Origin of the sequence: Psychrobacter sp. ANT_H3, assembly GCF_027919975.1 — a bacterium.
GTDB lineage: Bacteria > Pseudomonadota > Gammaproteobacteria > Pseudomonadales > Moraxellaceae > Psychrobacter > Psychrobacter maritimus.
The window spans coordinates 13,351-37,643 of the sequence record NZ_JAQISM010000009.1 but is presented as its reverse complement, the minus strand read 5'-3'; the positions used below and the strand labels follow the sequence as shown (position 1 = coordinate 37,643).

The window sequence follows — 24,293 nt, the reverse complement described above, 5'->3', positions numbered from 1 at the left end:
AAAAGATGTCGTCTTAAAAAAATGTCTTTTAAAACGACGGATTTGCAATAGAAGAAAACGCTTTAATCCTCAATGGTGGTTGGTAATGGGCGCGGTAATTCGTTATCGGGTTTGTCCTCTAACCAGTCGATTTTTGACATCTTACGAATCACGACAAACTCATCACGGTTACAACCAACGGTGCCATAATAGTTAAAGCCATAAGACTGCTGGGCATAGCTACCAATCATGTGGGTCGGCTTCAAAATCGTCCGAGTGACTGAGTTATGGATACCGCCGCGCGTGCCTGTTTGCTCAGAACCGGGAATATTGACCAGTTTTTCTTGGGCGTGATACATCATGGTCATGCCTTCTTTGACCCGCTGGCTAACGATGGCACGAGCGGTGATAGCACCATTAGCATTGAACAGCTCAATCCAATCGTTATCGACGATGCCAGCTTTTTGGGCATCGACTTCTGACATCCAAACACAAGGGCCGCCACGGCTTAGGGTTAGCATGAGCAAGTTTTCAGAGTAGGTACTGTGGATGCCCCATTTTTGGTGCGGTGTTAAAAAGTTCAGTACAATCTCTTTATTACCATTTGGTTTGGCGTCTTTGAGTAGCTCAGTGGTCTTGGTATCAATCGGTGGACGATACTGCTGCATTTGCTCACCAAACGCCTGCATCCAAGGATGGTCTTGATAAAACTGCTGGCGACCAGTAATCGTGCGCCAAGGAATCAGCTCATGGACGTTGGTATAACCGGCGTTATAACTGACTTCATCTGACTCAATACCTGACCATGTCGGGCTTGAGATGATTTTGCGTGGTTGGGCGACGATATCTTTAAAGCGGATTTTTTCATGTTCGCTAGATTTAGCAAGATGAGTATGGTCGCGACCGGTGAACTCAGAGAGTGCAGCCCAGCCTTTTACCGCCACATGACCATTGGTTTCAGGCGCGAGCATCAAAATCATCTCAGAAGCGTTAATCGCCGTATTAAGACGCGGTCTGCCTTCAGAGATACCGGTTTCAGTGACGCGGTGATTTAAATCGCCGAGCTGTTTGACCTCGGTTTTCATATCCCAATTCAGACCTTTGGAGCCATTGCCTAATTTTTCTAGGGCAGGGCCAAGCGAGGTAAATTTGGCATAAGTATTCGGATAGTCACGCTCAATCACTTTAATCATCGGGCAGTTTTTACCCGGTACAGGTTTTTCGCCAGCCGTTTTCCAGTCAGTGCCACCAAATGGTTGTGCCAACTCACCTGGGGTGTCATGTTGCATCGGCAAGGTGACGACGTCGGTTTCAACGCCTAAGTGACCTTTTGATACTTCAGAGAAGCTTTTGGCAATGCCTTTATAAATTTCCCAATCGGTTTTAGACTCCCATGCAGGGTCGGTTGCCGCAGTGAGTGGATGGATAAAGGGGTGCATGTCGGAGGTATTCATGTCATCTTTTTCGTACCACGTCGCTGTTGGTAGCACGATGTCAGAATACAAGCAAGTAGAAGACATACGGAAGTCTAGGGTGACAACCAAATCTAATTTGCCAGTAGGGCCTTTTTCTACCCAATCGACTTCTTTTGGTTGCAGGTGACCCTCTGCATTTTCCTTATTGAGCAAGCCGTTTTTGGTGCCCAAGAAATAATGCAGCATATATTCATGGCCTTTACCTGATGAGCCCAATAAGTTTGAGCGCCAGATAAACATATTGCGCGGGAAGTTGTCAGGATTATCAGGGGATTCACAAGCAAAGCGTAAGCTGCCGTCTTGTAGAGAATCGACCACATATTCTTCCACATCTTTACCGCAATCGGCGGCTTTGGCAGCGATGGTCAGTGGGTTACGATTGAGTTGCGGCGCTGAAGGTAACCAGCCTGCGCGTTCTGCTTGAATGTTGTAATCAAGCATATGCTCAGGGAAAAACTTTTTATCAACGAGAGGCGAGAGGATTTCATGGGCAGAGATGGTCTCATGACGCCACTGTGAGCTGTGATTGTAAAAGAAGCTCGTGCCATTCATATGACGCGGCGGACGATGCCAATCAAGCGCAAATGCCAATGGCAACCAGCCGGTTTGAGGGCGTAGTTTTTCTTGCCCAACATAATGCGCCCAGCCGCCGCCAGATTTACCGATACAGCCGCATAGCATGAGCATGTTAATCACGCCGCGATAGTTCATATCGAGGTGATACCAGTGGTTCATACCCGCGCCGATGATAATCATCGATTTACCATGAGTCTTATGGGCGTTTTCAGCGAATTCACGCGCGACTTGGATAACGCGCTCACGGCTCAGACCGGTGATGACTTCTTGCCAAGCAGGTGTGCCGGGTACGGTGGCATCGTTATAATCGTCGGTGACGTGCTCGCCGCCAACGCCATTATCAACCCCAAGGTTGGCAACGGTTAAATCAAAGACGGTCGCCACGATAGCGGTTGTGCCATCGGCCAAAGTAATGGTTTTACAGGGGACGGTTTTTTGCTGTATCGCTTCGCCCGGTACTGAGGTGAAATGTGGATGATCCACATGACCAAAGTAATCAAAGCCGACTTTGCAGGTTTCATTGCTGTCTTTTAAAGTCAGCGTTAGGTCAATATCTGCGCCTGTGGTGCCATTTTTTTGCTCAAGATTCCATTTGCCTTTTTCGCCCCAACGGTAGCCGATAGAGCCAAGCGGAGAAACCAGCTCGCCATCATTGTTTAGACCGATGGTTTTCCATTCTGGGTTGTTTTCTTGACCTAAATTATCGATTAAGTCAGAAGCGCGTAGATAGCGGCCTGCATGGCGTGCGCCTTCTTCACCTTCTAGCATGACGAGCACAGGTAAGTCGGTATAGCGCTTGGCGTAATCTAAGAAATAATCACTAGGCTGCTTAAGATAAAATTCTTTGATAATCACATGACAAAATGCCTGCGCGACTGCCGCATCGGTACCCTGTTTTGGGTTTAACCATAAATCGGTTAATTTCGATACTTCCGCATAGTCAGGCGTGATGGAGACGGTCTTGGTGCCTTTATAACGTACTTCGGTAAAAAAATGCGCGTCTGGTGTACGCGTTTGCGGAACGTTTGAACCCCACGCAATAATATAATCAGAGTTGTACCAATCGGCTGATTCTGGCACGTCAGTTTGCTCGCCCCAAACCATCGGCGATGCTGGTGGCAGGTCACAATACCAGTCATAAAACGATAAGCAAACACCACCAATTAATGATAAATAACGACTACCAGCGGCGTAGCTGACCATCGACATGGCAGGAATTGGAGAGAAACCGACGATACGGTCAGGACCAAAGGTTTTGGCGGTATACACATTACTGGCAGCGATGATTTCATTGACTTCTGCCCACGTCGAGCGGATAAAGCCGCCCAAACCGCGCTTAGATTTATACTGTTCTGCTTTGATAGGGTCTTGGACAATACTGCCCCACGCATCGACTGGATCAGGATACTGCGCTTTGGCTTCACGCCATAATTTTAATAGTGGTTTACGCACTTTAGGGTATTTCACACGGTTCGCTGAATACATATACCAGCTGTAGCTTGCGCCACGAGGACAGCCGCGCGGTTCGTGGTTTGGTAAGTCAGGACGGGTTTCTGGATAGTCGGTTTGCTGCGTCTCCCACGTCACCAAGCCGTTTTTGACGTAGATTTTCCACGAGCAAGAACCGGTACAGTTGACGCCATGCGTTGAGCGCACAACTTTGTCATACTGCCAACGGCTACGATACACATTTTCCCAGTCACGAGACTCATCACGCGTCTCGCCATGCCCATCGGAGAATTCGCCCTGTTTACGTTTAAAAAAACGGAATTGGTCGAGTAAATGGCTCATTTCGCTATCCTCTGTTTTATTGCCTAAGGTGTATCTAGAGCTGAGTGCAGAATGCTTCTATCTTGATAGTGCTTGATATCGGTATGCAGCTAAGCCGTAAATATTATTTCGATAGCGTCATTTTAAGTAAGCCGTCACCCTCTTACTATCAGCTAACATGAGCAGGCCACTACCACCTTAGTAGTAGCGGCAAGTTATCAAATTTGCTTAAAAAAACTGTTAAGTGTCTAATTATTGAGCATCTAATCGTTAAACGTCTAATCGTTAAACATCCATAAGCCATGCTTATTTAGCAGCTGAAAATTACTTAGCAAAGATTTAAAACAAAAAAAGTGCTACTCACATTAGCAAGTAGCACTTCATAGGGTTGGTTATTGCTCATTCAAAAGACGGTTGTTAAAGGGTTGTTATAAAATATCTGCTTTAACAAGGAATCTCAGCATTAGCACGGCTGTAATACCACCAAGTCAATACGATACAGAGAATATAAAAGACAATTAAGGCGATAAAGGTGCCATCAATACCCAGTCCTGAACCGAACATTTTTGGTACAAAGAACGCGCCATAAGCGGCGATTGCTGAGGTGAATCCAACCACCGCTGCAGACTCTTTACGTATTTCAATAAATAGCGGCTCTGTCCCTGCTTTTTCAGGCTCAAGGCGTTCGTGAAAGGTTCTAAAAATAACTGGAATCATGGTAAAGGTAGAGCCGTTACCGATACCGGTGGTGATAAATAGCACCATAAAGGAGATAAAGTAGCCGACAAAGCTGCCCTCATTGGTCTCGCTAGGTAGGAAATACATCACCGCCAATACCGCCAACACCATCACGATATAGTTCCAAAAAGTGACTTTTGCGCCGCTGGTTTTATCAGATATCCAGCCACCTAGTGGACGAAATAGCGCACCAACCAAGGGACCTAAAAAGGCAAATTTAAGCGCATCAATGGCAGGAAATGAGTTTTTAATCAGCATCGGAAATGCGGCGGAAAAACCAATGAATGAGCCAAAGGTTGCCATATAAAGAATACACATAATCCAGTTATGTTTGCGTTTAAAGATAACCGATTGGTCTTTAAAAGAAGCTTTGGCGGTGGCAATGTCGTTCATGCCAAACCATGCCAATGCTGAGAACAGCAGGATAAAGGGTACCCAAATAAAGCCCGCGTTTTGTAGATAAAACAGTTTGCCGCTGGCAGAGACTTGTGGGTCACCGCCTAAGCTACCAAAGGCCGCTACCAATATAATCATCGGGACGACGAACTGCATGACCGACACGCCCAAATTACCCAAACCAGCGTTTAGCCCAAGCGCTGTGCCTTGTTCCGCTTTTGGATAAAAGAACGAGATATTGGACATAGACGAGGCAAAGTTACCACCGCCAAAGCCACAAAGTAGCGCAATAATGGCAAATATCATAAACGGCGTATCAGGATTCTGAACCGCAAAGCCCATCCATAATGCCGGAATTAATAAAGACAAAGTCGATATCGCTGTCCAACGCCGACCACCAAAAATCGGCACCATAAAAGAATAAAAAATCCGTAGCGTCGCCCCTGATAGTCCGGGCAGCGCGGCTAACCAAAATAGCTGCCCGCCATCAAAATCAAAACCAATCTCAGGTAAGCGCACGATGACCGCGCTCCATACCATCCATACTGCAAACGCCAGTAGCAAGGATGGAATGGATATCCATAAATTGCGAGTGGCGACTTTTTTGCCGCCCCCTTTCCAGAACTCATCTATCTCAGGTCGCCAGTCAGTGATGAGCTTACCACCTTTGAAGTTGTAATCATTGCCCATACTATTCCTCACTTAATATCATTTATGCTTAGTTATAATGGATAGTTTTATAACCTTCAGCCGTTATAAAAATTACCGTATGCAGTCGCTTTGATTGTTGTTAATGACTGCTTATATTTGGGTTAGGTTGATGCGGTAGATTGATGTCTGTCACCAATGCGCCCTTGATAACAGCAAATCATCACAATCAATGGTTTTATAGAAACGATAACTCACGGTACTGCGTTATCCCGATGATGAGTATTCATACATAGTGGTATACTGATGGCTAAAAGAGGTATGTTGCGGGCAGAATGATTACTAAAAGTTTGCTCTGAATGGACTGATGTGGTTTTTATTTTTTGAAAAGTGTGGAGTTTTTAACCAGAACTGGTTTGAGATTGGTTAGGCGCACTTGGTGTTTCTAAGATGTTTCTAAGATGTTTTTAAGGCTTTTTTTAAGATGTTTTTAATACTTTTAGTAAGTTGTTAACGCTGATACTGAACGCCTCTTTTTTACTAATTTTGATGGGTAAATGCTATTCATGAAGTCTATTCAACGCCGCCAGTCTTTAACCCTTCATGCTTGGGGCGCTATTATTATCATCGCCATCTTATCCTTGATGTCAGCGTTGGGGAGTGGGGCGCTGGCTTGGGTAGCACGGTCTGATGCGGAAGCGATTAATACCGCAGGCTCGATACGCATGGCCACTTATCGCATTAGCTTTCAGATTGCGACTGGTTTTTCCGATGACCATCCTTTTAGCTCAAGTTTAAATATTAACCAAAACGGCGTCAGCGACCAAGAAAATGAGACGTCTGTTAAACGAGATAAATTAGATTTTTCTAATAAAAACACCGCTGAAAAGACAGCTATCTTGATTAAGGATATGGAAATTCGGCTGGCAGAATTGCAGGTCTATCAGCTAACGAGTGCCAATAGACATACGCTTATCAATGAGCAGCTTAATAAGATAAAAGAGCAATGGTATCAAGACTTAAAGCCGACTTTATTGGCGCAGGATAAACAGGATTTTTATGGCGTTTCTGCCAGTTATATCGAAGATGTGAATCATTTTGTTGGTGAGCTGCAGTACCGAAACGAGCAGCGCCAGACATGGCAGCAAAATCTGCAAATCCTCTCGTTGATACTGACCATCATTATTGTGCTGATTGGCATGCGCAGATTGCATCAATTGGTGCTCACGCCTATTTATCAATTGATTAAAGCCAATAACCAATTTAAAGACGGTCAGTTTAATACCAGAGTATCCATCGCAGGCTATCGAGAGTTTGAAGTGCTTGGCAATTCTTTTAATGATATGGCAAGTACGATTGAGACCTATCAGCGCTCGCTTGAAAGTGAAGTGCAGGTAAAAACCCAGCATCTGGTTAAAGCCAACCAAGTACTGTCACTGTTTTATGACTTTTCAAAATCGCTGACCACCAGCCAAGTGAGCTTATATCAGCTCGATGCCTTGATTGCAGATTTCAGCAAAACCTTGCCGCATTTAGAATTTACCTTGTGCATACAGAATAAATATATCACCAGTAAAAATGCCATCGTGCTGCATGGCGAAAAAATGAAAGAGCTGTGTAAAAAGCTCAACTGTGATAACTGCGCAACGAAAAATGGCGAACATACCAAGTCTTATCCTATTGTTCATCAACAAGAAGAATTTGGCGAATTGCGCGTGCGACCTAAGTCGGCGCTAATGATGAACTACTCTTTTATTGCTGATGATGACAGTAATAAGACTGGTCATGGTAATGGTATTGCGCCAGAACAGCGTATAAACATGACAGAGGCGGGGAGTGTTTTCCCATTTAGCAGTCCTGAATTGGATGCGCAAAATAACGAGCTCATCGTGGCGCTGACCAACCTAATCAGTACCGCCTTATCGCTGCGTAAGCAAAAACAGCAAGAGCATCAGCTGATTTTGTTTGAAGAGCGCTCGACCATTGCGAGAGAGCTGCATGACTCCTTGGCGCAGTCGTTGTCTTATCTAAAAATCCAAGTCAGCGTCCTTGAGAGACACCTTAAAAACGCTGGCAGCGAGCCCGTCAAAGCACCGGTAGCGCAAAATATCGAGCAGATAAAAATGGGGCTAGGCTCCGCTTATCAGCAGTTAAGAGATTTATTGGTGACCTTTCGCTTGACCATCGATAATGATAATTTCGACGAAGCCTTGCACGATGCTGCCAGTGAGTTTGCCTTAAAAGGCGATTTTAATATAACGGTACACAACCATATTATGACGCTTAATTTGAGCGCTACTGAGCAGATAGATTTGATTCAGATTGCCAGAGAAGCGCTGTCAAATATCAGCCGCCATGCAAAAGCACAAAACGTCGCAATTCACCTAGAATACGAGGACAGTGATAAATATATCGTCATGCGTATCATCGATGATGGCGTTGGCATGTCTGGCGGTGTCGATCAAACCCAACATCACGGCTTGATGATTATGAAAGAGCGCGCCCATAATATCGGCGGCGAACTTATCGTGACCGATAACGAGCCACGCGGCACTATCGTTACGGTCAGATTTGAGCCCAATTTCTTTGATGAAGAAAATGATAAAGATGCTTATTTATAAGCTCATAATATTGTAATTTTAAGCGATTGAATGGTCTTTTTTAAAGTTGTTGATTGGCGTTTTTTTGGCGGATTTTTCTAACCAGTTTCATTTTTAAATATGATTTCTGCTAAGCAGTTTTTAAGCATTGTAATCCTGAATTATTAAATTTAAATCATTAAATTTTTGTACCATTTTTTTAATTTGTGAGTATGTTATGAGCACCAAAGTTTATACCAGTACGTCGCCTGCGCGCCTATTATTGGTCGATGACCATCCGATGCTACGCCGCGGCATCTCCGAGTTATTAAGTCTTGAAGACGATGTCAAAGTCGTTGGCGAAACCAGTAATGGTCAAGAGGCATTAGCCTTTTTAGAAAATAATGACGTCGATTTGGTGATACTTGACCATAAAATGCCGGTGCTCACCGGTATCGAAACCTTGAGAGAAATTAAAGCTAGAAATATCAATACCAAGACCGTCCTGTTCACCGTTTCTGATAGCGGTGAAGACGTACAAGAGGCGTTAAAATTGGGTGTCGATGGCTATCTGCTAAAAGATATGGAGCCTGAGCTGATTATTATTGATATCAGAAAAATACTCCGCGGTGAGTTGGTCATCAGTCCCAATCTAGCCTCGATACTTGCCCAAACGTTGCGCACTCCAAGCATTCAAGATATCGCCAGTAATCTGACCAGCAGAGAGCTACAAGTCATTCAGATGATTGCTGAGGGGCTGAGTAATAAGATGATTGCCAATAATTTGGATATTGCCGAATCAACGGTAAAAGTACACGTCAAGCATATCCTCAATAAAACCGGTTTGCGAACACGGGTAGAAGCGGCGGTATGGACGGTTAACCATTTATCTAAGTAGCTATTTATCTAATTAGCCATTTATCTAAAACTGAAAACCCACCTAACAATATGCTAGGTGGGTTTTTAGTTTTGGACATAACAATCTGAGAGTATGATTGTGATGTCTTAGTTTTTGATATAAATATTAACGGCTAATATCAGCTTTTATTACTTATTTCTAGTACTTACTTTCTGCCGCAATTTGACGATCAACGGATGACATTTTATATTCATCACCAAAGGCGTCTTCGGGTTCTGCCAACCAAAAATAACAGACGACCCATGCAATCAATGCGCCGACTGCAATGATATAAAAGAATTGATTGGGCTCTACAAAGGTATAAATAAATAAGTAGAATACCGCGCCAACGTTACCATAAGCGCCTGCCATGCCTGATATTTGACCGGTCAAACGACGTTTAATTGAAGGAATAATCCCAAAGGTCGCGCCTTCTGCCCCTTGTACAAACACCGAGCATAGAATGGTAAAGACCACGGCGATAAATAGCGGCCATTCGGCATTAAGCATACCCATCAGCGCAAAACCAATGCCAATACCGAACATATAAATCAGCATCACCAAACGACGATTACCGACTTTATCAGAGATATAACCGCCAAGTGGGCGCGCCCATAAATTGACAAAGGCAAAGGTAGAGGCAATCAAACCAGCCGCAGTCGGGTCAAGTTTCCAAGTCGCAGCAAAGAACATCGGTAGCATGGAAACCACCGCCAGCTCTGCACCAAAGTTGGCAAAATAGCTGACATTCAGCGCCGCCACCGATTTAAAGGGGTATTTATCGTCTTCTGGAATACCGGCTTTCAGCATGGGCACATTGACACTGATGGCTTTATAAATCTGATAAATGACCATCAATACAATCACGCTATAAGCAATGATAGCGCCCGTCGCACTTAAAAATCCCATCGCTTGGGTGCGATACACCAGCAATCCCAATACGCCGTATAAAGGAACGATAAATAAGCAATATAACCACAAGTCTTTCCAAGTCGACACTTCTAGCGCACCAGCTTTACGGGATTTTTTATGCGTACCGACGTCCGGTCCATCGGTAATTAAAAACCAATAAGCCACGCCGTATAGCGCCATTAATAGACCAGATAAAGCAATTGCCCAGCGCCAGCCATCATCGCCGCCAAAGAATTGTAAAGCGACAGTTGGGATGGTAATCGCCGCTGCTGCTGAACCAAAATTTCCCCAGCCAGCATAAAAGCCTTCGGCAAAGCCAATATCTTTTGGTTTAAACCACAATGCCGTCATATGGATACCGACGACAAAACCTGCGCCGACGATAGACATGAATAAGCGCGAGACGAATAGTTGCATGGCAGAGTCGCCAAACGCGAAAAACCACGTCGGTATCGCCATCACCACCATTAAGATAGAAAACACGCGCCGCGGACCAAAGCGGTCTAATGCCATGCCAACGATGACGCGCCCCGGAATCGTCAACGCGACGTTGGCAATTAAAAATAATTTGATGTGATCAGGGGTTAAATAGCTTTCCGTCTGTAGCATCGAGGTTGCCAGCGGCGCCATATTAAACCAGACATAAAAGGTCAGAAAAAAAGCAATCCACGTATAGTGAAGCGCCCTTATCTCACGGCGTTCAACCTCGAGTAATTCTTTTGCATGCATGATAATGTCCCCATTATAAATTCTGATGCCGGTAATGGGCACAAGATAGCAATAAAGGGGGCGTCATAACTATTGAGCGAAAGCAGTATAGGGTCTACTTTCTATACTACTTAATGGGGAGTAGGTAGGCATTTTTGGGCGTTATATTTTTATTAATAATCAAACTCATACAAGGCTGGCAAAGCCTTTTAAAAAGTGCTATTTTATATTAATGATAATTATTCTCAATTGAATATTAACCTTTAAGGCAGATTGAGAAATAAAACCTATATTAAGCAAACTAGCCAAGGAGTTATCATGAGTGCCACTACAAATACTACGAATACTAAAAATACCACTAGCACCACCAATCCCAATCCCGTCATTCCAAGCCATTGGAAAATAAAACGTTCAACACACTTCTTCACCAAAGATAAAGTGCCTAACGCCTTGTTAACCCATCACAATACGGCGGAAGGCGTCTACGGACAAATTTGTGTCATGCAAGGGACGGTGACCTTTTATGGCTTTGCTGATGAAGCGGCCACTGAACCAGAAAAGACAGTGGTTATTAACGCTGGGCAGTTTGCGGTCAGCCCGCCTCAATATTGGCACCGCGTAGAATTAAGTGACGATGCCCAGTTTAATATTAACTTTTGGACAGAAGGTGATAGCGGTAATAAATCACTGTTTAATAGCTCCAAAATCCATAGTAAACCTATCGAGAAGTTATTTGATAAACCAGAGGAGTCTTAATAATCTAGGGTAGCTATACAGTGATTGTGCTATGACAAGCGCTTTTGTCATGGCACAATCACGCTAAATGTTGCTAAGATGACTATTTACCTATTCATCTATTTATTTACCTATCTATCTATGGGAACTAAGCATGTCAGCTTCTAGCAATCAGCCTGCCCATAAAAACACGAGCAGCGATACCCGTACTGAATCGCAAAATTACCGAGTAATGATTGAATCGCTTGCGGCTACCAAGACATGGTTATTTGTTCCGGCAACGCGAATAGATCGGGTAGCAAAAGCCTTTGCTAGTGGGGCAGATGCGGTGATTGTTGATTTAGAAGATGCGGTTGCGCAAGTAGACAAAGCCCAAGCTCGCGTAGCACTAAAAGCATATTATGATGCTGAGCATGACGCTAAAAGCTATCGCCCGATTTGGCTACGTATTAATCAAGCGAGCAGCGCAGAATTTGTTAAAGATTTAGCGCTATGTCAGCAATTGCCTAAGCTAGCAGGTGTTCTGTTAGCAAAAGCTGAACAGCCAGCAGATATCGAAAAGGTGTATCAAGAAGCGGGGCTGCCCGTGATTGCCTTGATAGAAAATGCTATGGGCTTATACCGTATTGAGGAGATGGCAAAAGCTTCAGGGCTGCTTGCATTTAGCTATGGCTTTTTAGATTTATGCAATGATTTACAAGTGCAAGTGGGCACAGCATCAGCGGATATTATTGCCAATCAAATTCGTTATCAGCTTATCCTGACCTCAAAAGTCCACCAATTGCTCGCGCCGATTGACAGTGTGTATGCAGATTTTAATGATAATAAAGGGCTGCATCATCGTGTGCAGCTATGGTCGCAGATGGGCATGTCCGGCATGCTTTGTATCCATCCTAAGCAAGTTGACGTCGTCAAGCAGTCACTGCAACCAACGGTTAGCGAGCTTGAATTTGCCCAACGTGTGGTCACAGAATATGAGCGCAGTGGGCAGGCAGTCTTTAAAGTTGACGGTAATATGGTTGATGCGCCGGTGATTGAGCGTAGTTATCAGGTGTTATCAAACGCTAAATAATTAGCACGATATTGGTTTTAGAGTAATTTAACCACGTACCAGATAGTTCAATGCTATCTGGTTTTTTTATGCCTATTCATTATGCACAATCCCTTAACTGGCTTTGATATTCGCCCCAATGTTTTGGAAATTTATAGCGAGGTTAATGGCTTATTTTATAAAGAATGAGCGGTACAGTTTATTATGATTATAAGAATAAATAGAAATAACTATTAACATTCATATTAAATGAATGTTATTATGTTTCCAGTTTGATGCTAGATGTAAATACTCATCAAATACTTTTAGCTATCGAAGCGATAAAGTCTATCAATGGGTCAGTGAGGTAATCTTAAATTTAAGCTATTAACCTTTATTCTTACCTAAATATTAAAACCAAGACTAAGACTAAGACAGTAGGCTTAATATTTGCAGAACTATTAATCATAGCTATCAATAGACTTATCGCGACGGGCAACATTATTTTTTTCATTTTTGGAATCATAACGCTTATAAAAATTCATTTTAAATAAATGTTTAAGTGTTCAAATCATCTATCTAGCCAGTAGGAGCAAGATATGGGCGAGTACAAGAAGTATTGGTGGGGCTTAATCGCCGTCCTCGTGGTTACCTTTACCTTTTTAGGCTGGGGCGGCGTGGAAGTGTATCGTACCGCACCTCCTATCCCTGATCAGTATATTGACAGCAATGGGAAGGTTTTAATCACAGAAGAAGATATTTTAGATGGTCAATCTGCTTGGCAGCGTACCGGTGGCCAGCAGCTTGGCTCAGTACTCGGGCATGGTGCCTATCAAGCGCCTGACTGGACGGCAGATTGGTTACATAGAGAGCTTGTCGCTTGGTTAGATATCAGGGCACAGGAGTTATATGGGCATGATTTTGCCGCCACCACAGACGATCAAAGAGCGGTGCTCAATGCGCAGTTGAAAAAAGAATACCGTGGTAGCAATACCAATGATAAAAATCAAGTGGTGTTGTCCGATACGCGTATCGCTGCCATCAATGAAGTCGCGCCTTACTATATTGGCTTGTATGGTAATGAGCCGTCCTTGCAAAAGTCGCGTGAAAACTTTGCCATGAAAAACAATACTTTGGCAGATATTGAAGACAGACAAAAACTGACCAACTTTTTCTTTTGGACCACGTGGATGGCGTCTACCGAACGTCCGGGTACCAATGCGACTTATACTAATAACTGGCCGCATGAGCCGCTAATTGATAACGTCCCAACCTCAGAAAATATCATGTGGTCTATCGCCAGTGTGGTGTTCTTAATTGCTGGGGTGGGTTTCCTTATTTGGGGTTGGTCATTTTTACGTAAAGAAGAAGACGTCAAGGAAATCACACCAAACGCTGACCCATTAACCAAAATAGCGTTAACGCCGTCGCAAAAAGCCTTGGCGAAATACGGTGTTTTAGTCATGGGGTTGTTTGTCTTTCAAGTATTTATTGGCGGTTTCGTCGCGCATTATACCGTTGAAGGACAAGAGTTTTACGGTATTGCCGTCGCCGATTACTTCCCATATTCGCTGGTGCGTACGTGGCATATTCAGGCCGCATTATTTTGGATTGCCACTGCTTTCTTGATGGCAGGCTTGTACTTAACACCGCTTATCAATGGCGGTAAAGACCCTAAGTATCAAAAATTGGGCGTTGATATACTTTGGGTGGCGTTAATTATCGTCGTCGTTGGCTCATTTATTAGCCAATACTTTGCCATTGCTGGCATTATGCCGGCGAAATACAACTTCTGGTTTGGTCATCAAGGCTATGAATTTATTGACCTTGGTCGCTTCTGGCAGATTTTAAAATGGGTCGGCATATTGTTCTGGTTGGTATTAATGACCCGTGGTTGCTTACCAGCATTTAAACAACCGGGCGATAAAAACTTACTCGCGATATTCTTTGCATCAGTTGTTTGCGTGGGTTTATTTTATGGTGCTGGCTTGTTCTACGGCGAGCGTACACATTTAACCATCATGGAATACTGGCGCTGGTGGGTGGTACATTTATGGGTAGAAGGCTTCTTTGAAGTATTTGCCACCGTATCATTGGCTTTTATTTTCTATAACTTAGGCTTGGTTAATAAAAAAATCGCCACTGGTTCTGCCATCGCTTCTGCGGCGCTATTTATGCTCGGCGGTGTACCCGGTACCTTCCACCATTTATACTTCTCAGGCACAACCACGCCAGTCATGGCAATCGGCGCCTCATTTAGTGCCTTGGAAGTTGTACCTTTAGTGGTACTAGGTTATGAAGGGTATGAGCATTGGTCTATGCAGCGTCAAGCGCCATGGATGGATAAGCTCAAATGGCCTATCATGTGTTTCGTTGCCGTCGCCTTCTGGAATATGTTGGGAGCAGGCGTGTTCGGCTTTATGATTAACCCACCTGTGTCACTGTTTTATTTACAAGGGTTAAATACCACAGCCGTTCACTCACATGCCGCTTTATTTGGGGTCTATGGGTTCTTAGCGATTGGTTTTGTCTTACTGGTCATGCGTTATATCCGTCCAGATTATGTGTTTAGTGAAAATCTTATCAAAACGGGTTTTTGGGCATTAAATGCAGGCTTGGTATTGATGATTGTCACCAGTTTATTACCAATTGGTATTTTCCAAGCGCACGCATCAATGACCGAAGGCTTATGGTACGCTCGTAGTGAAGGCTTCTTACAGCAAGATTTCTTGCAGACACTGCGTTGGATTCGTACCTTTGGTGACGTGGTCTTGATCACTGGTGCCGTTTGTGTGGCATTGCAGGTGGTTAAGTTTGCCTTTGCAAAACCATCACATTCAAACTACCAACCTGATAATCCAGTGAACGATTAATTATCTGAATCATTAACAACGCTAAAAATAACAAAGCTCTGCAATGGCAGGGCTTTTTTAGGGCTTAATTAAAGATGTTTTCTAATAAAAAACGGTTAATAAAAAGCGGTTAATGAAAAGGCAGTTTAAGTTCAGACTCTTTGCTTTTTTATTATGCTAGCGCAGTTGCGATATTCCTGAATTTTCTGCCATCAATCATAGAGTAATGTGAGCGCTATTCCTATGCTAAGCTGGCAAGATGACAAAATTGTCATCTTAGCGTCATCTGCTTGTCAGACTGACGTTGTTATACTTTTTATTTACTATTTTAATGCTAGAGCTTTATTGCTCTAACTATTACTACAACTATCAACGCCATGCATTTCTAAAAATACCTGCCATTTTTATCATTAACGAGATATTTACTATGGTTATCCTTGCCACTAAATTTAGTCGTCAGTTTAAATCGCGCCAGCTAAAACCTAATCAGCTAACGAAAAAAGCTTTACGCGGCAGCTTTATAATATTAGCGGCGTCGACGCTTTTTGCCTGTAATCAAGCAGATACTAATGTAGGTACTGAGGCAGCTAGTTTGAACTCGGCGCAAACCCAAGTTTCGCTGAATAATACATCGGCGGATAATTTAGAAAACCCTAATCAGTCTGCTACGATAAATGCTAAAGCCCAATATTCTGATTTACTCAAAAACGTTTCAGCGACCGTCTATAAAGATGTCAATTGTGGCTGCTGTAAAGACTGGATAGAGCATGCGCAAAATCATGGCCTTACAGCGACGAGCCAGCATCCAAAAGATTTGTCATTATTCAAAGACCGTTATGGCGTGCCGACAGAGATGCGCTCGTGCCATACTGCGGTCACAACCGACGGTTATGTGTTTGAGGGTCATGTACCAGCAAAATATGTCGCTCAGTTTTTAGCCAATCCACCGGCACAAGCCATCGGGCTTGCTGTTCCTGGTATGCCAGTCGGCAGTCCGGGTATGGAATATCAAGGGCAATTTGCACCTTATCAGATTATGCAAATAAACAAAGACGGTACAAACCAAGTATATGCAGATATTGAATCTGCTGAGCAGCAGTTATAAGCTCATACAATATGAAACTCATAAAAGAAACTAATAAAAGAAGAAGTACCTTTTGCAATAGGTTGACTTTTAAATAGCCTAAGCAATGTAAAGGCAGTCATAACGACCTGAGTCGTGTAGAGGAAGACGGCTTTATGAATCATTCAGAACAAGAAAAAATGAACCTATATGTAAAATTCTCACTGATGATTCTAACGTAGCGGCATTTAGCACATTCGTTTAATAGTTTTTTATTGGTAAATCTTAACTGATTTACCATTTTTTATTGTCTACTTACATAAAGGATATACCATGAAAATCACTCATCATTCACGTCTTGTTGTTCTCACCGCTAGTATTAGTGCGGCATTATTAATCAGTGCCTGTCAGCCTGCCAATGACAAGGACAAGGTTGAAACTGCAGCTGCTACAGAAGAGACAGCGGTAGTTAATGATACTGATAATGTTAACGATACTGCAGCCGCCGCGGATCCACACGCCGGTCACGATATGTCAGCGGGCACGATGGCAGGTGCTGAACATATGACGCCGATGCATCAAGCATACAATAGATCTCTTGCATAAGTCATTGCTAGCCCTTGATACTCTGTTAGCGGAGGTCAATAAAACGGTACTTTTGCAAGAGGTCTAATGACTCTATGGTAAAGATGCATGACGAGATGATGGTCGGGATGGAGTATAACGATCCAGATGCCGCCTTTGCCAAAGGGATGCTAGGTCATCATATTGGCGCCGTTGATATGGCAGAGATTCAGCTGAAATATGGTACTGATAAAGAGATGCGCCAGCTGGCACAAGACATCATCGATGCTCAACAAGCAGAAATTAAGCAAATGCAAACGTGGCTAGCCAATCATCCTGATGCAGCTGAAGCCACACCTGATACCAAAGCCATGCAACAAGCCTATGCCGATGGTATGGACGCCATGCATGATGAGATGATGGCGGGTATTGCTGATCCTAATCCTGATATGGCCTTTGCACGTGGTATGTTGCCGCATCATGTCGGCGCGGTTGATATGGCAAAAGTACAGCTGAAATATGGTAAAGATGCCGAAATGCGTAAGCTAGCGCAAGCTGTTATTGACGCTCAGCAGTCTGAGATTGAGCAAATGCAAAACTGGATTGCCAAACAAAATAGTTAGAAGTTTGGTGTAAAAAGTAGCTAGAAGTTTGCCATAATATACTTTATGTAATTAAATTTAAATAGAAAACCCAGCTAAGAGATTCTTAGCTGGGTTTGTTTTTTAGCTTCTTATTAAGTTATTAATTAGTTATTAAGCTTTTAATTCGTTATATGTTTAGACATTCTTACCATGTTGCTTTTGCTGAATATCTTTTGCCAAGTTATAGCATTCATTGATATGGTCGGTAGCGATTTTTTTGAAAATCATATAACCCATGGTTGCCGCAACCATTTGTCCGCCAAGTGGAATAAATTTGGTCACTTGCTTGGCTGCGATACGACCACCAAAGCCTTGGACGGTCTTTTTCACGATACCACGTGTTGCCATTAAGCCTGCAAAGTCAACGGTACGGTCTTTTAGCGCCGCCCAATGAATGGCGCGTGACTCTAAATCAATGGCAGACTGACGACCTTCAATCAGACCAAAACGTTCGCTAATCTCAGGTAATAGCATGGTTAGCATGCTGGCATCAACTGCCACGTCAAAAAATGGTACTGGAACGATGGCAACACCTGCTGACAGCTTAGCGCGTTTTTTGACCAATTTTTCGCAGTCTTTTTTAACTTGTTCAAGATCTAAATTTGGATCGATGGTATTAGGCAGTTTTTCAGCAAGCGGAGTGGTTTTCATAGAGCGTCCTTAAAATGTTTAAAAAACAGAAAATGGTTAATATATTAAAAGAAAAAATTGCAAAAATGATAAGTATCTTATGATTTTCTAATAAGTCATCTTAGATGTTTACCATTTTATGGATTTATACGCCCCATACAATCATTGCTTTGTAGCAAAATGCAGAAAATTACAGTCACTCTGCACCGTTTTTGTAAATAAGTAACGGCTTAGCAAGCAGGGATTTAGAAATGCGCCATATATAACCCTTGTTTGGCATAGAGTAAATTTAATACACACAAAATACAGCGGCGCTTGAATATGTTTTTTGCAGCCTCTGTCTGCGTAGGCACAGCAAGCAAGAAAAACCTATTCAAGCCGCGCTTAATAATTTAGTAGATTCATTTTATTTAAAGTTGACTAGAAAATATATGGAATATAAATTACGCCATCAGACCCACCAACGCAATCGTTAAACCTAGACGACAGTACTAAAAATTCCCATTGTGGCTATCTGCCAAAGCCAGTAGAATACCAACATGCTAAATTTAACCCCCCGTTATACCAGCACTCGCATCGACGAGTTGCCCGCCGCGTTGCAACCACTTGCCGCCCAATCATTTACCCTTGCTAGGCTTTATGCTGGTCGCGGTATCACTGCGCCTGATGAGCTTGAAACAGGACTGTCTGGTTTACTGCCAGCCGAAATGCTGCATGGCGTCACGGAAGCGGTGCGTCTATTAGATGTTGCTATCGATGAAGGGCAGCGTATTTTAATTGTTGGTGATTTTGATTGCGATGGAGCAACCAGTACCGCATTGATGATGCGTGCGCTGACGAAGATGGGCGCAGTCGTTGATTTTTTAGTACCTGACCGTTTTAAGTATGGCTATGGTCTGACGCCAGAGATTGTCGAGTTAGGTATCAAGACTTATAAGCCCGACATGATTGTGACGGTGGATAATGGTATCTCAAGCCACGACGGTGTGGCGCGGGCGCAGGCTGATGGTATCACTGTCATTATTACTGACCATCACCTGACCACCAAAGAGACACCGCCTGCAGAAGCGGTGGTCAATCCCAATCAGCTCGGCTGTCACTTTAGCAGTAAGGCATTGGTCGGTGTCGGCGTGGCGTTTTATGTGCTTGGACGACTAGCAAAATTACGCCGCGAAGCAGGCAAGTCTAGCGTACAAGTCAGCCAGTATTTAGATTTGGTCGCGCTTGGGACGATTGCCGATGTGGGTGTACTTGATAAAAACAATCGCATTTTAGTCCATCATGGGTTAAATGCCATTCGTCAAGGGCGCTGCTCGCTTGGGATATTGGCACTGCTTGAACAAGCGGGTCGTGACCCTAAGCAATTACAGGCGCAGGATTTTGGTTTTGTTTTAGGTCCGCGTATCAATGCCGCTGGGCGTATGGACAATATGCGTATCGGTATCGAGTGCTTATTAACCGATGACTGGAGCACCGCACAGCGTTTGGCGCAAGAGCTTGAGCAGCTTAACCGTACGCGCCGTCATGTCGAAGGCGAGATGCGCGCGCAAGCAGATAGCATTGTACAAGCGTTAGCTGCTACTGATTCTAATGCTAATGCTAATGTTAATACTGGTGATGTTAATACTGCTGATGTTAATAATAGGGCTGACGAGAGCGATGAAAATCTTATTCAGCCTAAAACTGAGAAACAGGCGACTGATAATAAAAATCGCAGCATTATTTTATATCAAGACGATTGGCATCAAGGGGTTATCGGTATTGTCGCTGGACGTTTAAAAGAAAGCCATTATCTGCCCAGTATCGTTTTTGCGCCAGCGGATACAGAACGCACGGGTGACGACGATGCCATCAAAGGCTCGGCGCGCTCTATCGCAGGCGTGCATATTCGTGATGCGATTGAGCAAGTTGCCGAACGTTATCCTGATTTAATCAGCCACTTTGGTGGTCATGCCATGGCCGCAGGTTTAACCATCAAACGTCGTAATTTTGATGGCTTTGTGACCGCGTTTAACGAAGTGATGGCGCAGATGGATGATGAAGTATTTGCTGAGCAAAAATTCACCGACGGTGAGCTGCAAGCGGGTGACTTTAGCTTATGGTTTGCAGAGCATCTAGCGAATGCCAGCATTTGGGGTCATGGCTTTGCGCCGCCGATATTTGACGGCGTATTTGAGGTATTAAGCTTTAAAGTATTAAAAGACAAACATCTTAAATTGTCGCTACGTTATCCCGATGTGCAATATCCGATTGAGGCAATACAATTCAATTTTGATAGTAGTGCTTGGGATTACCGCGCCGAAAAAGTGCATTTATTATTCCAGCTAGACATTAATGAGTGGAATGGCAAACAAAGCTTACAGTTGATGGTTAAAGATTTGGCGCTGGTAAAAGAAACAGTAGAGGAAAGCTAGTAGTTGCTAGGCTTGAATACTTTAATATTTCCATTCAATGGTTGGAAATTGCCAGTCATAACGAATGGCAAGCATGCGCAAGGTGAAAATCGTCGCCATTGCCGAGATATCAGCAATCCAAGCGGTCACGCCAAGATTGTGCAGCGCAAAGTAAAGGATACCGCCTGTTAAAGCGGCACTGATATAAATTTCTTGCTGTAGCACTAATGGAATTTCATTACAAATCATATCGCGGATGATACCGCCGACAATAATCGTAATTACCCCCAATAATAATGCCACCGGCACATTGGCGCCCATACTATCAGCAACTTTGATGCCGATTAAGGTAAAGGCTGACAGCCCAATGGTATCGGAGAGTTTTAGGAACTTATCGACGCGTTTAGAGTTGGGGTGAAAGAATATCTGCATCACCAGTGAAGAGAAGGTAATAACCGTCAGATAGCTCATATCCACCATCCAAAACAGCGGATGACGATCCAAAATCACATCGCGCACCGTACCGCCGCCGATGGCAGTCACAATCGATACCAGTAAGCAGCCAAAGACATCAAAGTTCTTATGCTTGGCTAGTATCGTGCCTGAAATACTACAAGCGACAATCCCAATCATATCAAACAGATAAATCAGCGAGCGCGGGTCAAAAGTAGTAATCAATTCAGCATCTAAAGCAATGGTGAGCATGCGTTTTTCTCATTAAAGCAGCGATATTAAAGCATGGATATTAAAACAGTGCTATTTTTTCGGCCATGATGATAAGCGGCTAAACGACTAATTCGTTAATCGACCAAGCGAATAGAAGGCAGGTGCCAATCGAATTTAAGCGCCAGCATACGCACGGCAAAGATGATAAATAACATCATAAATTCATTGGTAACCGCGTCAACGCCCCAGTAATCAAGCGCCAAATAAGTCAAAGACCCTGCAATACTGGCAGTGATATAAATTTCGCGCTGTAGTAGCAAAGGTATCTCATTACAGATAATATCACGTAATAAGCCACCAATAATCGCCGTCCAAACCCCCATCATAACCGCAATAACCGGCGACACATCTTGCGCCAAAGCCACTTTAAAACCAATCACACTAAAAGCCGCCAGCCCAATCGCATCAAAGAACTTAAGCGCTTTATCAATCTTATGATACAAATGAAAGAAAATTTGTAGAATAAGCGAGGTGACGGTAATGACGATGACATAGTTAAGGTCAGTCATCCAAAATAGCGGATGGCGATCCAGCGCCATATCACGTAATGTACCGCCGCCAATGGCATTGACCATAGAAACCAAAATACAGCCAGCAATATCAAAGCCTTTATGCTGCGCCAGCAAAGTACCCGCAATGGCACAAGCAATGACGCCCACCATATCTAATAAATACAGCAGAATATCAGGAAAAATAAAGTTACTTATCATGATTTATTTGAGCCTCAACCGTCTTTTGCAAACAATATAAGCCCTAGCATAATTAGCCCAATACCGACCAATCCCAATGCTGAGGGTAGCGTGTTATTCAACAATAGTATACCGCCAATTAAAGCAAAGATTACCTCGCTGGCTTGGGTCGAGTCAACGCCTGCCACCTCACTTGAGGTTACCGCTTGTTCACGCGCATAAAGAAATATGCTCGTCGCAGCCACTCCAGCCAACAGTGCGACTAGCAAGGTGTTAAAAATTTGTGTGGTTGCGGGTGGTTCGGGATGTATGAGTACGCCTAAAATTACCCAAAATGGCAAGCTACCGAGGGTCATGAGCCAAATTTTGTTAAAGGCATTTTGTAGGAGTGTCGTTTCGATAGCAGGAATACGAGCAATGAGGTTTTGTAAGGTAGAGGCGGGTTTAGCTTCGATGGTAGGATTTGTCTTTAACGTCATGCTATTATCAGCTGCACTATTTAGGGCATCTGATAAATTGTAAGCTTCTGAGATAAGTGCTTGGTTAGCATCGACGTTATGATTTTTATTGTTATGAAGCTTACTATTGGCTTCTCGCGCTGGTTGCAGCTTCTCGCTGTGTTTACGAGAATTGTGTTTACGCGAGTTGTGTGAGACTTGCCAGACCAGCTGATTGCCGATAGGGTAACTAAAAGCGGCGATTAATGCAGGTAGGGCACCGTAAAGCAGCATTTCTGCCATCGGCGCGCTATCAATATCGGCTAGGGCAGAGGCGCGTAAGCCTTCGCTGACATTGACCAATACCACTCCGATAAAGACCAAAAAGGCATAAATGATAAATTTCTTGTCAAACCTTTGTCCAAATGCCATTAATACAATAAGGCTTGTCACCACGGTAAACATAAAGGTAGCGGCAACGACCCAGCCTGCGACGTGATCGCCCGCATAGCAAATGCCGGTATAAAATAACCCAAAGCCAATACTGCCGGTAAGGCACCAAAAACCCCAATGCTGACGAAAAATGGTCGTTAGCGCTTGAATGCGACCAAAACCATGTTGCAGGATAATAATGGCGGTAATAATCAGCCACATAAAAATATAGCGTAGGCTTGCTGACCAAAACCAATGACCACCGGCATTACTCATCAGCTCATTTAAAATAAATGTCGAGCTAAAGAACGCCCCCGCCAATAAGCCCAATAAAATCAGTTTGACCATTCATGCGTCCTTGCAGTCGGCTCGTTAGCTATTTAGAGTGTATTTATCTTTTATCTTTTATCTTTAGGTTGCTGATTTATCTATTTATTTTGACTGTCATTTTGCACGACTTATGCAGATATCAGGCGGTTATTTACCTTTAGCATCGGCCCAAATAATCTTATGTAATTGCAATTGAAAACGTACCGGTAAGGCGTCTGCTAGCATCCATTCAGCCAGCTCACGTGCCAGTAAGGGCACCTCAGGGCTGCTTATTGCTTTACTATCGGCTACATCTTCTGCGACATTAAACATCGGTGAAAACCAAACCGTACCAACCAATTTATCCAGCTGATGCTCAAGCAGTTTTTCTTTCGCCCACTCATAATCAGCGCGGTTCATAATGACAAATTTGATTTGGTCGTGCGCCGTAAGATAGTCAAGATTTGACCAAAGGTTTTTATCGACTTCACCTGAGCTTGGCGTTTTCAGGTCCATCACTTTACTGACTGTGGGCGGCACATTTTCTACCGTCAGCGCGCCGGCAGTTTCAAGCGATATCTCATAACCCTCATTTAACAAACGCTGCATTAATTCAATGGCATTTGGCTGCGCTAATGGCTCGCCACCAGTCAAGCAGATACGCTTACACGGATAGCTTTTGATGGTCGTGATAATGGCTTCTAGCGAATGACGTTCGCCGCCACTAAAGGCATATTCGGTATCACAATAGACGCAGCGCAGCGGGCAGCCGGTCAAGCGCACAAATATCGTCGGCAATCCTGAGGTCAGCGCTTCACCTTGCAGCGAATAAAAAATTTCGGTCAAACGTAACCCTGCTTCAGGGTCGGTGACAGGAATCAATGATGTGCGTAAAGATAACTCACTCATAATATTTTCAAATACAGTTAGAGATTGATAATGCCGTGAGCATTTATCAAATAAAAAGGGCTTAATAATCTGTCTAACGCTCGGAGTTTCAGTATCCAAACGAGAGGCAGATTATAACGTAATGTCTTACATTAAACTTGCCATTAAACTTGCCATTAAGCTGCTATTAACCTGCCATAAAGCATTAAAAAAGATGCTGGA

Annotated in this window: 17 protein-coding genes; 9 read left to right on the top strand and 8 right to left on the bottom strand. The window is 43.6% G+C overall.

Translation table 11 applies throughout. From position 1 onward, the window contains the following. Positions 1-62: 62 nt before the first annotated feature. Positions 63-3,821 (bottom strand): nitrate reductase subunit alpha, encoded by a 3,759-nt coding sequence (locus PG901_RS06945; RefSeq protein WP_271134004.1) that lies wholly within the window; start codon positions 3,819-3,821, stop codon positions 63-65. Positions 3,822-4,244: 423 nt separating this feature from the next. Beyond that, positions 4,245-5,624: a NarK family nitrate/nitrite MFS transporter gene (locus tag PG901_RS06940; RefSeq protein WP_201562826.1), complete on the bottom strand. Its 1,380-nt coding sequence runs from the start codon at positions 5,622-5,624 to the stop codon at positions 4,245-4,247. 524 nt (positions 5,625-6,148) lie between these two features. Between PG901_RS06940 and PG901_RS06935 the strand changes: the two genes are divergently transcribed. Next, positions 6,149-8,203 carry a histidine kinase gene (locus PG901_RS06935; protein WP_271134003.1) on the top strand — a complete coding sequence of 685 codons (2,055 nt, stop codon included), beginning with the start codon at positions 6,149-6,151 and terminating at the stop codon, positions 8,201-8,203. 196 nt (positions 8,204-8,399) lie between these two features. Beyond that, positions 8,400-9,059: a two-component system response regulator NarL gene (gene narL, locus PG901_RS06930; protein ID WP_201624899.1), complete on the top strand. Its 660-nt coding sequence runs from the start codon at positions 8,400-8,402 to the stop codon at positions 9,057-9,059. Between the two features lie 159 nt (positions 9,060-9,218). Here the strand turns inward: narL and PG901_RS06925 are convergent, their stop codons facing one another. Next, entirely contained in the window at positions 9,219-10,700 is a 1,482-nt protein-coding gene (locus tag PG901_RS06925) for an MFS transporter (RefSeq protein WP_271134002.1), read from the bottom strand. Between the two features lie 297 nt (positions 10,701-10,997). Here PG901_RS06925 and PG901_RS06920 point away from each other — a divergent pair, with 297 nt between their 5' ends. The 6 genes from PG901_RS06920 (at position 10,998) to copM (ending at position 17,546) form a co-directional block, all read left to right on the top strand. Then, the gene (locus PG901_RS06920; RefSeq protein WP_201624897.1) at positions 10,998-11,435 is read left to right on the top strand and encodes a DUF1971 domain-containing protein; all 438 of its coding nucleotides are present in this window, start codon (positions 10,998-11,000) and stop codon (positions 11,433-11,435) included. Between the two features lie 133 nt (positions 11,436-11,568). Then, entirely contained in the window at positions 11,569-12,486 is a 918-nt protein-coding gene (locus tag PG901_RS06915) for an HpcH/HpaI aldolase/citrate lyase family protein (protein WP_271134001.1), read from the top strand. 557 nt (positions 12,487-13,043) lie between these two features. Next, entirely contained in the window at positions 13,044-15,317 is a 2,274-nt protein-coding gene (locus PG901_RS06910) for a nitric-oxide reductase large subunit (RefSeq protein WP_271134000.1), read from the top strand. A 406-nt stretch (positions 15,318-15,723) separates the two neighbouring features. Then, entirely contained in the window at positions 15,724-16,401 is a 678-nt protein-coding gene (locus PG901_RS06905) for a DUF411 domain-containing protein (RefSeq protein WP_271133999.1), read from the top strand. A gap of 291 nt (positions 16,402-16,692) precedes the next feature. Then, positions 16,693-16,965 carry a hypothetical protein gene (locus tag PG901_RS13655; RefSeq protein ID WP_333780675.1) on the top strand — a complete coding sequence of 91 codons (273 nt, stop codon included), beginning with the start codon at positions 16,693-16,695 and terminating at the stop codon, positions 16,963-16,965. Between the two features lie 74 nt (positions 16,966-17,039). Then, entirely contained in the window at positions 17,040-17,546 is a 507-nt protein-coding gene (copM, locus tag PG901_RS13650) for a CopM family metallochaperone (RefSeq protein ID WP_333780674.1), read from the top strand. 156 nt (positions 17,547-17,702) lie between these two features. On the opposite strand, the gene PG901_RS06895 is transcribed toward copM, so the two are convergent. Further along, positions 17,703-18,218, bottom strand: coding sequence for a hypothetical protein (locus tag PG901_RS06895; RefSeq protein WP_201618804.1), 516 nt, complete (start codon positions 18,216-18,218; stop codon positions 17,703-17,705). Between the two features lie 518 nt (positions 18,219-18,736). On the opposite strand from PG901_RS06895, the gene recJ reads away from it, so the two are divergent. Further along, positions 18,737-20,611: a single-stranded-DNA-specific exonuclease RecJ gene (recJ, locus tag PG901_RS06890; RefSeq protein WP_271133998.1), complete on the top strand. Its 1,875-nt coding sequence runs from the start codon at positions 18,737-18,739 to the stop codon at positions 20,609-20,611. Between the two features lie 21 nt (positions 20,612-20,632). Here recJ and PG901_RS06885 read toward each other — a convergent pair whose 3' ends face one another. The 4 genes from PG901_RS06885 to queE form a co-directional block, all read right to left on the bottom strand. Further along, a complete protein-coding gene (locus PG901_RS06885) occupies positions 20,633-21,295 on the bottom strand; it encodes a trimeric intracellular cation channel family protein (protein WP_271133997.1) in 663 nt (220 codons plus the stop codon). 95 nt (positions 21,296-21,390) lie between these two features. Continuing rightward, positions 21,391-22,026 (bottom strand): trimeric intracellular cation channel family protein, encoded by a 636-nt coding sequence (locus tag PG901_RS06880; protein WP_201562802.1) that lies wholly within the window; start codon positions 22,024-22,026, stop codon positions 21,391-21,393. 14 nt (positions 22,027-22,040) lie between these two features. Continuing rightward, entirely contained in the window at positions 22,041-23,222 is a 1,182-nt protein-coding gene (locus tag PG901_RS06875) for a multidrug resistance efflux transporter family protein (RefSeq protein WP_271133996.1), read from the bottom strand. A gap of 129 nt (positions 23,223-23,351) precedes the next feature. Next, positions 23,352-24,092: a 7-carboxy-7-deazaguanine synthase QueE gene (gene queE / locus PG901_RS06870; RefSeq protein WP_271133995.1), complete on the bottom strand. Its 741-nt coding sequence runs from the start codon at positions 24,090-24,092 to the stop codon at positions 23,352-23,354. Positions 24,093-24,293 lie beyond the last annotated feature (201 nt).